At 69.1% G+C, this 12,487-nt stretch carries 13 protein-coding genes; 8 read left to right on the top strand and 5 right to left on the bottom strand.

Annotated elements, in window-relative coordinates; translation table 11 throughout:
• The first annotated feature begins 19 nt into the window (after positions 1-19).
• On the top strand, positions 20-859 hold the full coding sequence (locus F3087_RS14860; RefSeq protein WP_150402485.1) for a helix-turn-helix transcriptional regulator: 840 nt from the start codon (positions 20-22) through the stop codon (positions 857-859).
• 4 nt (positions 860-863) lie between these two features.
• Here F3087_RS14860 and F3087_RS14855 read toward each other — a convergent pair whose 3' ends face one another.
• The 3 genes from F3087_RS14855 to F3087_RS14845 are packed head-to-tail and all read right to left on the bottom strand — an operon-like array spanning position 864 to position 3,593.
• Entirely contained in the window at positions 864-1,553 is a 690-nt protein-coding gene (locus F3087_RS14855) for a ferritin-like fold-containing protein (protein WP_150402484.1), read from the bottom strand.
• A 58-nt stretch (positions 1,554-1,611) separates the two neighbouring features.
• Positions 1,612-2,679 carry an alpha/beta fold hydrolase gene (locus F3087_RS14850; protein ID WP_150402483.1) on the bottom strand — a complete coding sequence of 356 codons (1,068 nt, stop codon included), beginning with the start codon at positions 2,677-2,679 and terminating at the stop codon, positions 1,612-1,614.
• A gap of 56 nt (positions 2,680-2,735) precedes the next feature.
• Positions 2,736-3,593, bottom strand: a complete 858-nt coding sequence (locus F3087_RS14845; RefSeq protein ID WP_150402482.1) for an SCO6745 family protein — start codon at positions 3,591-3,593, stop codon at positions 2,736-2,738.
• 366 nt (positions 3,594-3,959) lie between these two features.
• On the opposite strand from F3087_RS14845, the gene F3087_RS14840 reads away from it, so the two are divergent.
• The 5 genes from F3087_RS14840 (at position 3,960) to F3087_RS14820 (ending at position 8,842) form a co-directional block, all read left to right on the top strand.
• Positions 3,960-5,723 carry a DEAD/DEAH box helicase gene (locus tag F3087_RS14840; RefSeq protein WP_223885071.1) on the top strand — a complete coding sequence of 588 codons (1,764 nt, stop codon included), beginning with the start codon at positions 3,960-3,962 and terminating at the stop codon, positions 5,721-5,723.
• 27 nt (positions 5,724-5,750) lie between these two features.
• Positions 5,751-6,986, top strand: coding sequence for an Rv3212 family protein (locus F3087_RS14835; protein ID WP_150402481.1), 1,236 nt, complete (start codon positions 5,751-5,753; stop codon positions 6,984-6,986).
• A 77-nt stretch (positions 6,987-7,063) separates the two neighbouring features.
• Positions 7,064-7,675 carry an acid phosphatase gene (locus F3087_RS14830; RefSeq protein WP_150402480.1) on the top strand — a complete coding sequence of 204 codons (612 nt, stop codon included), beginning with the start codon at positions 7,064-7,066 and terminating at the stop codon, positions 7,673-7,675.
• Positions 7,672-8,157 carry a GNAT family N-acetyltransferase gene (locus tag F3087_RS14825; RefSeq protein ID WP_150402479.1) on the top strand — a complete coding sequence of 162 codons (486 nt, stop codon included), beginning with the start codon at positions 7,672-7,674 and terminating at the stop codon, positions 8,155-8,157. The genes F3087_RS14830 and F3087_RS14825 overlap by 4 nt, the downstream gene beginning before the upstream one ends.
• A 10-nt stretch (positions 8,158-8,167) precedes the next feature.
• A complete protein-coding gene (locus F3087_RS14820; RefSeq protein WP_150402478.1) occupies positions 8,168-8,842 on the top strand; it encodes an endonuclease V in 675 nt (224 codons plus the stop codon).
• A gap of 38 nt (positions 8,843-8,880) precedes the next feature.
• Here F3087_RS14820 and F3087_RS14815 read toward each other — a convergent pair whose 3' ends face one another.
• Complete coding sequence (locus tag F3087_RS14815) at positions 8,881-9,309, bottom strand: hypothetical protein (protein WP_223885070.1); 429 nt, start codon at positions 9,307-9,309, stop codon at positions 8,881-8,883.
• A 96-nt stretch (positions 9,310-9,405) separates the two neighbouring features.
• On the opposite strand from F3087_RS14815, the gene F3087_RS14810 reads away from it, so the two are divergent.
• On the top strand, positions 9,406-10,350 hold the full coding sequence (locus F3087_RS14810) for a diacylglycerol/lipid kinase family protein (protein WP_150402477.1): 945 nt from the start codon (positions 9,406-9,408) through the stop codon (positions 10,348-10,350).
• Positions 10,351-10,602: 252 nt separating this feature from the next.
• The gene (locus tag F3087_RS14805) at positions 10,603-10,857 is read left to right on the top strand and encodes a WhiB family transcriptional regulator (protein WP_011211115.1); all 255 of its coding nucleotides are present in this window, start codon (positions 10,603-10,605) and stop codon (positions 10,855-10,857) included.
• Between the two features lie 115 nt (positions 10,858-10,972).
• On the opposite strand, the gene F3087_RS14800 is transcribed toward F3087_RS14805, so the two are convergent.
• Positions 10,973-12,487 (bottom strand): sensor histidine kinase, encoded by a 1,515-nt coding sequence (locus F3087_RS14800; protein ID WP_150402476.1) that lies wholly within the window; start codon positions 12,485-12,487, stop codon positions 10,973-10,975.

Below are 12,487 nucleotides of genomic sequence, written 5' to 3'. Positions count from 1 at the left end.
ACACGGCACGATGGATCCCATGGCTCGGAACGGTTTCGCGGAATTCCTCATCGCCCGGCGCGCTGAATTGCGCCCCGGTGACGTCGGCATGCCCGAGGGCAGGCGTCGCCGTACCCCGGGGTTGCGCCGCGAAGAGGTCGCGGTCCGCGCGGGGGTGAGCGCGGACTATCTGGCCCGGCTCGAACAGGGCCGGGACAACAATCCCTCGGTGGCGGTGATCGATGCCCTCGCCGACGCGCTGCTGCTGCGCGGCAACGAGCGCCATCACTTCAGCATGTTGGCGTTGGCCTCGGGCAACGAATCGCAGTGCCCCGGCAGCGAATCCGCCGAGGAGAAGATCGCGGACACGATCGAGTCGATCCTGCGCGCGTTGCAGCCGACCCCCGCGTTCGTGGTCGGCCGCCGGCTCAATGTGCTCGGCTGGAACGCGGCCTGGGCGGACTTCGTCGCACCGCTCGGCCTGCTCGACCACACCGAGGGCCAGCCGAACCTGGCCTGGTATACCTTCCACGATCCGGCCGCGCGCCAGGTGCTGCGGAACTGGTCCGAGGCGGCGGACATGTTCACCGCCGCGCTGTCGCGGGCCAAACTGCGCTGGCCGGGCGACAACTCGGTACTGGAGACGATCGAGGCGCTGCGCCGCCACCCGGATTTCGCGGCCCGCTGGAAGCCGCACCACGTCGGGGCGCGGGTGTCCGGGATGCTGCACATCGATCATCCGGTGCACGGCCTGGTGCAGGTTCCGTTCGAGACGCTCGAGGCCGACCGCGATCAGAGCGTCATCGTGTGGCTCACCGATCAGGCCCAGGTGCAGACGCCCGGCCTGCGACTGGTCCGACCGGCGGCCGCCAACGAGTAAGAGTTCAGATTCCGAGCTTCGCCATGCGCTCGGCGTGGCTGGCCTGCATGCGCTCGAACAGCGCGGCGATGCCGTTGAGGTCGCCCGCGGCGCCGAGCACCAGTTCGGTCAGCTCGTCGCGCTGCGCCATGACGTACTGGGCCTGGGTGATGGCCTCGCCGAGCAGCCGCCGGCCCCACAGGGTGAGCCGGTCGCGTTCGGAGCGGCTGGTCGCGACCGCGCGCCGGACCTCCTCGACGACGAACTCGGAGTGGCTGGTCTCGGCGAGCACGTCGCGGACCACCTCGGCGACCTCGGGCGGCAGCGCGCCGGCGATCTCGTTGTAGAAGTCCGCGGCGATGCCGTCGCCGACGTAGAACTTCACCATCGACTCGAGCCAGGTGGAGGGGTCGGTGGAGGCGTGATAGGCGTCCAGCGCGCGTACGAACGGCGCCATCGCGTCGAAGATGTCCACGCCGCGCTCGGCCAGCGCCGACTCCAGCGCGTTGAAGTGGCCCATCTCGGCCGAGGCCATCTTGGCCACCGCAACCTTGCCGCGCAGCGACGGCGACAGCTTGGCTTCCTCGGCCAGCCGGTAGAACGCGGAGATCTCACCGTAGGCGAGCACCGCGAACAGATCTATGACGCCGGGATGGTCGGCGGAGACGGAATCGGTCGACGAAACACCCAGCGCGGCAGGTGACTGTGCTCCCATGGCCCCAGCCTAGTACTCGAAAACGGTCGCGCCGCCGGGGAGCGAAAGTTGTCCGAATTCAGGCGTTCTCCCCGAGGAACTTGTCCAGATACGACCATGTCGTGTCCCGGGCATCCGGCCCGGTGAGGATGCCGAGGTGGGAGCCGGGGGCGGTTTCGTAGCGGACCGAGGCCGCGCCGGTGAGCGTCCGGGTGCCCGCCTCGACGGCGGCCGCCGCGGTGATCACGTCGGTGGGACCGCCGACCAGCAGCACGGGCGCGCTCACCTGAGCCAGCTCGATGCGCCGCTTGCCCAGTTGCACGACGCCGCGGCCGATGTCGTTGTTCAGGATCAACCGGCCCCACAGCTGGTTGTAGAAGCGGCCGGGATAGCCGGGCATCTCGGCCATGAACCGGTCGATGGTCTCCATCCGGGCCAGTGTCTCGGTGCGCGCGATATTGCTGGCGACGAACCACGGGCGGGTCAGCTCGCGGTCCCAGGAGGTGACCTTGTACGCGAACCTGGTCAGCGGCGCGGGCACGCCGCCGGCCGCGCGGATGAGCGTCGAGGTGCCGATCCCGCCGGTGAGCTTGGCGACCGAGCGCAGCTGCGGGATGCCGGTCATCTTGTCGTAGTCCAGCGGGGCGCCGACCGCGGTGATCGAGCGGATCGGCAGTTCGGGGTGCGCGGCCGCGGTGAGCAAGGCCAGCGTGCCGCCGAGTGACCAGCCGACCAGATCGACCGGCTTGCCGTCGCGGTCGGCGGAGGTGCGCAGCACCGCCTCGGGCAGGATCTCGTCGATCCAGTCCTCGAAGCCCATCCGCCGGTCGCCGAAGGAGATCTCGCCGTAGTCGATCACGTACGGCGATCGCCCGGTCTCCAGCAGGAACCCGGCCAGGCTCTGATCGGGACGCAGATCGAAGCAGCTGGCCGGCGCGGCCAGCGGCGGCACCAGCAGCACCGCGGAATCCGTTGCGGCCGAGGCTGTTCCGGTGGCACCGGCGCGCTGCTCGAACCGACGCAGCTGCCGGTGCGGTTCGTCCCACAGCACCGTCGACGGGGTGGGGTCGGGCGCCTCGACGCCCGAACCGAAGGTCAACGCCCACGCGTTGCGGGCGGCGGTCGTGACGGTGTCCGCGATATTCACCCCGAAAATGTCTCACATCTCGGTACCGCCGGTAACAGGCAAGTCCGGTTTCGCGGCTATCGCTTGCCCATGGCGAGCGGATTCGCCCGCGGCACGATGGCGGCGTGCACCCGGTCGGCCAGCGGCGCGAGCGAGGTGCGCAACTCGGTGACCGAGTCGGCGGACAGCACCGCCAGCGCGCCGTTCCAGGCCGCGTCGTCCGTGCTCGCCTCGACCCGGCCGAGCAACTCGGCGCCGCTGCCGGTCAATGCCGGATTGACCGGCTCCCCCTCGACCACTCCCCTGGCCCGCAATTCGTCGAACGCGTCCGCCCACTCGCGCTCGGAGACCCCGCGCGCTCCGCGCAGGACCGATTCCGTCGCCTTGCCCGCCGCCGCCTGCATGACCATCGCCTGCCGCCCGGTCAGGCCGTGCGTCACCAAGGCCGCCACGTGCCCGTCGCCGCGATGCTCGCGCAACGCGGTGGTCAGCTGCCACAGCGCGCCCACCGGGTCCGCGGTCAGCGGCAGCGCCGCGTTGGCCGCGTAGAGCGGCCTGCCGGTCGGATCGGCCTGCTCGAGCACCGGCGCGAGCAGCGAGACCGCACGGGCACACTCCGCCTCACCGGCCCCGAGGCCGCGTAGTAGGGCCGTGGATAGGTCGAGCCGGACCGCGAGGCACTGCTCGGGCGTGGCCCGCGACCAGGCCCCCGGGAGCGCTTTGCGCACCATTTCCGGATGAAATCCGGCGAAAACCGCCTCCACTGTGGCGGCGGTCACCGCGCCGAGCGGCGCGGCCCGAAATGCGAAGTAAGTTTGCCAGTAACCACGCAGTCCGATCGCGACTCCTGCCTCCTTGACACCGGCCCCGAAATAGACCACGTCATGTAGTGGTTCGAGAGTCGTCCAGATTTGCCGCGCGGGATGAATTGCCATGTCGCGCAGCGTACGTCGATGAACGGCGGCGCGAGACCTGAGTTCGATTTCCGAATATGCGCCGACGGCAATTCGAGCCGCGCACAATATCACGCTACAATCGCACCGGACAACGAAAAGTTTCACTCGCTCGAGTTGCCGGATCTGTGCGTGCACCGCCCCGCGGTACCGCCGATCGGCATAACGGGCAGAGGTTTCGTCGTTCAGGAAAATGTGCGCGCACCAGCTCCGCATCACCAGTGCGCCGCGCCGATGTCTGCCGAGGTAGCCGCCCAGTCGCGGCACCCGAAGACCTCGCGAGCGTGGCCGGGTGAGTATCACAGGCGGAGACGTGGTCGTCGCGGGCCGACCGGTCCGCCCCACCTCGTGCGCGCGGGACGCGATTACGAGGAAGGCACGAACCTGAGCAAGATCACTGTCGAACAGGAACCCGGGGTAGCGGAGACGCTGTTGACCGCCGAACTGGACGCCACACATACCGCACCCACATTTGCCGAATTGGGCGTTCGCGACGAAATCGTCCGCGCGCTCGACGAGATCGGCATCGAACGTACTTTCGCCATTCAGGAACTCACCCTGCCGTTGGCGCTCGCCGGTGAAGATCTCATCGGGCAGGCCCGCACCGGCATGGGTAAGACGTTCGGTTTCGGCGTGCCGCTGCTGCATCGCATCGCCACCGCCGACACCGGCACCACGCCGCTGGACGGCACCCCGCGGGCACTGGTCATCGTGCCGACCCGCGAGCTGTGCATCCAGGTCACCTCCGACCTGGAGAACGCGAGCAAGTACCTGACCAACCACCAGGGCCCGCTGAAGGTCGCCTCCATCTACGGTGGGCGCCCCTACGAGTCGCAGATCGCGGCGCTGCGCACCGGCGTCGACGTGGTCGTCGGCACTCCGGGCCGGCTGCTGGACCTGGCGAACCAGAACCATCTGATCCTCGGCAAGGTCGGCGTGCTGGTGCTGGACGAGGCCGACGAGATGCTCGACCTCGGCTTCCTGCCGGACATCGAGCGCATCCTGACCATGGTCCCGGACAAGCGCCAGACCATGCTGTTCTCCGCGACCATGCCGGGCCCGATCATCACCCTGGCCCGCACGTTCCTGAGCCGACCGACGCACATCCGGGCCGAGGAAGCACACGAGACGGCCGTCCACGATCGCACCGCGCAGTTCGTCTACCGGGCGCACGCGCTGGACAAGGCCGAGCTGGTGGCCAAGATCCTGCAGGCCGAGGGCCGCGGCGCGACGATGATCTTCACCCGGACCAAGCGCACCGCGCAGAAGGTCGCCGACGATCTGGCCGAGCGCGGCTTCTCGGTCGGCGCCGTGCACGGTGACCTCGGGCAGATCGCCAGGGAGAAGGCGCTGAACAAGTTCCGCAAGGGCGGCATCGACGTGCTGGTCGCGACCGACGTCGCGGCCCGTGGCATCGACATCGATGACATCACCCACGTGATCAACTACCAGTGCCCCGAGGACGAGAAGACCTACGTCCACCGGATCGGCCGCACCGGCCGGGCCGGGCGCACCGGTATCGCGGTGACCCTGATCGACTGGGACGAGCTGGGCCGCTGGGCCGCCATCGACAAGGCGCTCGGCCTCGGCATCGCCGAGCCGGTGGAGACCTACTCGCGTTCGCCGCACCTGTTCGCCGAGCTCGGCATCCCCGAGGGCGTCACCGGCACGGTGCGCAAGACCAAGCCGGAGCGCGACGAGGACGCGGTCGTGGTGGAGCGCCCGGCGCGCGCCCCGCGCAAGCGCAACCGCAAGCGCACCGTGCGCGGTCAGCCGATCGACGAGACCACCGGCAACGACGCGGCGAGCAACGGCGCGGAGGAATCGGCGAACGGCAACGGCACGCACTCCGCCGAGGACGCACCGGCCGACGAGAACGGCGATCAGCCGGCCCGTCGCCGCCGCCGTCGGCGCAAGCCCGCGGGCGAAGGCGAGAACGGCACGGACACCGGCGCCGAAGCCACCACCGACGCCGCGAACGACAACGGAACCGACGATGCCGACTCGGGCGATCAGCCCGCGCGTCGCCGGCGCCGGCGGCGCAAGCCCGCCGGTGACAACGCGAACGAAGACAGTGGTAGCGCGGTAGAGCCCGCCACGGCTTCGGTCTGACCGACCGGATCCGCTACTCTCGCAACCGTGCTCGCACCCGAGCGGCGAACGCGCGCCGACGTCATCTCCGCTGCCGCGATCGCCGTACTCGTGGTGATCGCGGCGGTGGTGGTGTGGGTGCGCGGCGATGCGAACGGCACCGAGTCGGTGACCGCCAGCTCGCCCGTGCCGACCCCCGTCGCCGCCGACCAGCTGCCCACCACCCTGCGCGAGCTGTGGCACGCGCCGGACACGGCGAGCAGCCGGGCCCTGACCTCCGCGGGCGTCGCCGTCACCGGTGACGACGGCACGGTCACCGGCCACGACCCGCGCACCGGCCAGGACCTCTGGCATTACCGGCGGGACATGCCGCTCTGCGGGATCGAAGGCCAGTTCAGCACCGTGGTCGCGGTGTACCGCGACGAACGCGGGTGCAGCCAGGCCACCCTGCTGGCCGGTGAGAACGGCGCCCGGCGCACCGCGCGCAGCAGCTACATGGATCCGTCCGTGCGGCTGTCCGTCGACGGCACCTACGTGCTGGCGCAGGGCCCGAAGCGGCTGGAGATGTGGCGCTCGGACCTGGTGCGCACCATCGAATACGGGTTCGTGGACGCGCCGGTGAACGTGAAAACCCAACCGCGCAAAGGCTGCACGCTGCTGTCCTCGGGTTCGAGCCCGTCCCGGCTCGGCGTGCTGGAACGCTGCCCCGAGGATGCCGCCGACCGGCTGACCATGCTGAACCCCGCGCCGAAGGACAACACGGTGCCCGAGGAATTCGGCTCGCACGTGCTGACCGGCGCCGGATCGGACTCCCCGGACGCGCGAGTACTCGCGGTGTCGGACAACCGAATCGTGCTCTACCTGCCCGGCGCACCGGCCACGGCCGGCGTGGAGGCCGCGGCGCCCCGCCTGGCGGTCTTCGACGCGACCGGCAATCCGATTGTGGTGCACCAGCTTTCGGCGCCGCTCAGCGACAAGACGACGACCACCCGAATCGGTTCGGCCTACCTGGTTTTCACCGGCAACAGCGTAATCGCGTTGAACGGCAGCACCTTCGACCCGATCTGGACCGCCGCGGGCGCGCTCGGCTCCCCCGGCATGATGGCGGGCCGGCTGCTCATGCCGACCGCGGGCGCGATCGCCGCCCTCGACCCCACCACCGGCGCCGAGGTCGGCCGCATCCCGGTCGAGCGCCCCGGCTACACCGGCGCCCCCATCTCCCTCGCGGTGCTCGGCACCATCGTGCTCGAGCGGCGCGGCACCGAGCTCTACGCCCTCGGCTGAGCCTGGACCAGCCGTGCCGACCGGAGGTAACACCGGCCGGGCGGTACGGTTCGGCGCGGGTGAACCATGATGGATCCATGTCAGTACTCGATGACGCTCGACTAGTGCTGCTGCGCCACGGCGAGACCAGCTGGTCGACGCAGCGCCGCCACACCGGCCGCACCGATCTGCCGCTCACCGAGCACGGCGAGGATCAGGCCAGGGCCGCCGGTCCGCTGCTGACCGCGCTGAAGCTGCGCGATCCGCTGGTGTTCGTCAGCCCGCGCCGGCGGGCCGCGCAGACCGCGGAGCTGGCCGGACTCACCGGCATCACCGTCGACGACGATCTGGCCGAATGGGACTACGGCGACTACGAGGGCCTGACCACCCCGCAGATCCGGGAGACCGCGCCGGACTGGACCATCTGGACCGGCGCCGTGCCGGGCGGCGAGTCCGCGGACGAGGTGCGGGCCCGGGCCGATCGGGTGCTCGACGCGGTGGCCCCGCGCCTGCCCGAGCGCGATATCGTGCTCGTCGGGCACGGACACTTCTCCCGGGCGCTGATCGCCCGCTGGGCCGAATTCGATCTGCGCGAGGGCCGCCGGTTCGCCATGTCGACCGGCGCGCTGACCGTGCTCGGCTTCGAACACGACGTGCGAACCATCCTGGCGCACAACCTGGTTCCGACCGCCAATGGAGTGACACTGTGACTGCACAACTACGCCGCGCCGTCCCCGCCGACGTGCCGGGCCTGGTCGGCCTCGTGCACGACCTCGCCGAGTACGAGAAGGCCAGCGACGAATGCACGGTGACCACCGCGCAATTGGACACCGCGCTGTTCGGTCCCGAGCCCAAGGTCTTCGCGCACGTGGTCGAGGAGGACGGCGACCTGGTCGGCTGCGCGATCTGGTTCCTGAACTTCTCCACCTGGAACGGCGTGCACGGCATCTATCTGGAGGACCTCTACGTCAAGCCGGAAACGCGCGGCAAGGGCTACGGCAAGGCGCTGCTCGCGACGCTGGCGAAGGAGGCCGTCGACCACGGTTACAGCCGGCTCGACTGGGCCGTGCTGACCTGGAACAAGCCGTCCATCGATTTCTACGAATCCCTCGGCGCCGCAGCGCAAGACGCGTGGGTCGGCTACCGCCTCACCGGCGAACCGCTCGGCAAGCTGGCCAAGGAAGCGCAGTAGCTCACCGACGATGACTTGGCTCACCCCGATCGATGAGCACGCCTGGCCGACCACGCTCGACGAAGCCATGGCGATCCAGGACGAATTGCGGCCGAAGGTCGAAACCACCGGATCGACAAGGGAATTCGGCACCGCCGCGGGTATCGACTGCGCCTACTCCGAAACGGGCGCGGTCGCGGCCGCCGTCGTGGTGCTGAACACGACCACCCTGGAAACCGTCGATTCCGCTGTCGCACACGGCACTACGGAGTTCCCCTACTACCCGGGCCTGCTCGCGTTCCGCGAATTACCTACGACCATGCGGGTATTGGCGCAACTCGACACCGCGCCCGACCTACTGGTCTGTGACGCACAGGGTTTGGCCCACCCGCGACGCTTCGGCTTCGCGTGCCACCTGGGCGTGCTCACCGGCCTGCCGTCGATCGGCGTCGCCAAGTCCGTCTGGGGCGACTACCTCGAACCCGCACCCGAACGCGGCGCCCGCACCGACATCATCATCGACGGCGAGGTCGTCGGCGCGGCCCTGCGCACCAGCGCCGGGGTGAAACCGGTCTTCGTCTCGATCGGCCACCGCATCGACTTGGACACCGCGTGCGCCCAGGTTCTCGCGCTCACGCCGAAATACCGGCTCCCCGAAACCACTCGGCGCGCCGACTCCCGCTGCCGCACAGCGCTCGCCGACTAGCTGTCAACGGGACAAGACACCCGGTCAAGTCCCGTTGATCAAGATTTCTCCGGCTCGATCGCGTAGTCCGCGGCCATCCAGCGGGTGGACGCCGGGGCGAACAGCAGCACCAGCGTCGCGATGACCACCACCCCGAGCAGCGTGCCGAACACCGGCTGATGCGAGTCGGTGAGCAACGACCAGGTGACCGGCAGCAGCAGCAACTGTGCGATCACCGCGATCGCCCGCCCCCACCGCTTGCCCAGCAGCAGCCCGATGCCCGCGGCCAACACCGCCCCGCCGAGGATGCCGAACCACGCGGCCGTCCCGTACCCGCTGGTCTTCGACTGATCGTGACCGAGCAACCCGCGCACGATCAACACCAGCGCGACGACCACCGCGACGGCGCCCTCCAGCGTCACCAGCCCGCCTGCGCCACGCACCGTCCTCGGCACGCCACCGGAAACGTCACCCTTACGTTCAGCCACCCGGCAAGCCTACGACCCGCCGTAGTCGACGTCGCCGCGACCGTTGCGGTTCAGCGGCTTTTCGGACCGGCACCGGCGGCGATTAGGCTGCGGGACGTGCGGACGCTGCTGATCGTGAATCCGAATGCCACCTCGACCACTCCGGCGACTCGGGACCTGCTGGCGCACGCGCTGGAGAGCCGCACCCAGCTGACCGTCGCGCACACCCAGCACCGCGGCCACGCCGCCGAGCTGGCGCAGTGGGCGGCGACCAACGAGATGGATCTGATCGTCGTGCACGGCGGCGACGGGACGGTCAACGAGACCATCAACGGCTTCCTGCCGCTGCCCGAGCTCAACGACGGGCAGGCCTGGCTGCCCCGACTCGGCGTGATCCCCGGCGGCTCGGCGAACGTCTTCGCCCGGGCGCTCGGTATCTCGCCGGATCCGGTCACCGCTACCAACCAGCTCATCGATCTGCTGACCCTGGACCGGGACCGCCGGATCGGCCTCGGCCTCGCCGACGACCGGTGGTTCACCTTCAGCGCCGGCGTCGGCCTGGACGCGGATGTGTGCGAGGCGATCGACGAGAGCCGCGCCCGCGGCAAGACCGCCACCCCCGCCCGCTACCTCCGCACGACCGTGCGGCAGTTCTTCCGGGCCAAGCGCAAGGAGCCGAGCGTCCGGATCGAGGTCCCGGGGCACGAAACCATCGCCGACGTGCATTACGCCTTCGTAACGAACACGACCCCCTGGACCTACCTCGACTCCACCCCGGTGCACACCAACCCCGGCACCAGGTTCGAGGACGGACTCGGCGTGTTTGCCGTGCGTTCCATGGCGGTACTGCCTACACTGCTGCTTGCCAGGCAGCTCTTGGCCGCCGACGGAAACCCCAAGTCTCGCAATTTGTTTCGCGAAGACAACGTTCCGTCCGTGCGCATCGAGACGAAGGAACCCATCGGTCTGCAAATCGATGGCGACTTTATCGGGAAGCGCAACGTGGTGGATTTCACGGCCGTGCCCGCCGTCTTGGATGTCGTGGCGCCGCGACCAGAGTGATGCACGAAACGCACGAAAAACATCGTGGTAGTGCTGCGAAAACTGGGTAGAGCGAGTACAAAGGACCGGGCAGGTTCCCCTAGCGGGGGCCGATAGAGCGTGAGCTTCCCCACGGTGCACCAGATACCTATTGACATCTACGGTGTTCGTGAAAGCATTCACAAGCAACCGTGCGGAAACATTCGAGTCGCACAAGTGAACGATCCACAAACCGTCGGCGCCATTTGCGGCGCCCAGCAAAGGAGCAGAGGAATGGACTGGCGCCACAAGGCCATCTGTCGCGACGAGGACCCCGAACTGTTTTTCCCGGTGGGTAACAGTGGTCCTGCGCTCGCGCAGATTGCCGATGCCAAGCTGGTCTGCGCTCGCTGCCCCGTTACCGCTGACTGCCTGTCCTGGGCCCTGAAGTCCGGACAGGATGCCGGCGTGTGGGGCGGTATGAGTGAAGACGAGCGCCGGGCGCTCAAGCGTCGCAACGCACGCACGCGCACCCGCACCGTCGTCTAGCAGACGATCGGATTTACCGGACCATTCAGCCCCGGTCCGGTAATCGCATTTAAGCCCGGCACCCTAGAGGTGCCGGGCTCTCTTGTGCCCCAACGCATATAACGAAACGACTTACTCAACGCCCGGAGCGGCGGCCCAACGGAACCCGCAGTACCGCATCGGTACCGATATCGGCGCCCGGATGCAGGCCGATCGAACCGCCGAGTTCCGCCGTCACCAGGGTCCGCACGATTTGCAGGCCGAGGCGGTCGGAGGATTCCAGGCTGAAACCGGTGGGCAGGCCGCGGCCGTCGTCGCTGATGATCACGTCGAGCCAGCGCGCCGAACGCTCGGAACGGATTGTCACCGTGCCGTTCTCGCCGGAATCGAAGGCGTGCTCGATCGCGTTCTGCACCAGTTCGGTGAGTACCATCACCAGCGGCGTCGCGCGTTCGGCGGAGAACACGCCGAGCGAACCGGCCCGGCGGACCTTGATCCGCGCGGTGTGCACGGTGGCCACGTCGGCCATGATCGGCAGCAGCCGGTCCACCACCTCGTCCAGGTCGACCTCTTCGTCCACCGACATCGACAGCATCTCGTGCACCGAGGCGATCGAGGTGACCCGGCGCACCGACTCGGTGAGCGCGACCTGCGCCTCCTCGTTCTCGGTGCGGCGCGCCTGTAACCGCAGCAGCGCGGCGACGGTCTGCAGGTTGTTCTTCACCCGGTGGTGGATCTCCCGGATGGTCGCGTCCTTGCTGAGCAGCGCCCGATCCCGGCGTTTGACCTCGGTGACATCGCGCACAAGTACTGCGGCACCGGCCAATTCGCCGTGCGGGCGCAGCACCAGGGTGCGCAGCAGCACGGTCGCGCCGCGCGCCTCCACCTCCATCCGGCGGCCGGTGCGCCCGGCCAGCGCGGCCTGGATGTCGCCGACCACCTCCTGCGCGTCGAACGGATCGGTGATCAGCGAACGGGTCAGCACCGCGAGATCCTGACCGGCGAGGTCGGCCTGCAGGCCCATCCGGTGGTAGGCGGACAACGCGTTCGGGCTGGCGTAGACGACGATGCCCTCGGTGTCGAGGCGGATGAAACCGTCACCGGCGCGCGGGCTGGAGTGGGTGGCCGCGCGGTCCTCGGTGGTCGGGAAGCTGCCGTCGGCGATCATCTGGCACAGATCGTCGGCGCAAGCGACATAGGCGATTTCGAGTGTGCTGCGCACGCGGGAGCGCTGCACGTCGGTGTCGCGGCTCAGCACCGCGATCACGTCGTCGCCGCAGCGCACCGGGATGGCCTCGCGTACCGCGTGCACCGGTGTCGGGTGATATACCCCGGCCGTTTCCACGTCGCGATCGGCGCGCACGATCTTGCCGGACATCAACGCCTCGAACACCTGCGGATGATCGGCCTGCAAGGCCAGGGTGCCGACCAGGTCCTCGTGATGCACGGTGGAGGCTGTGGTCGGCCGGCACTGCGCGACACACACGATGTCCGCGCCCGCCGCGATCGGGCCTGCGCCGACCCAGAGCTGCAGGTCGGCGAAGGACAGATCGGCCAGCAGCTGCCAATCCCCCACCACGCGCTGCAGATGGTCCACGGCGACGCCGGGTAGGTCGGTGTGTTCGGCTAATAGCTCGCTCAGCGTCGCCAT

This window comes from Nocardia colli (assembly GCF_008704205.1).
Classification (GTDB): Bacteria; Actinomycetota; Actinomycetes; order Mycobacteriales; family Mycobacteriaceae; genus Nocardia; species Nocardia colli.
Note: the sequence above shows the minus strand (reverse complement) of the source record. Positions and strands in the feature narration are given on the sequence as shown.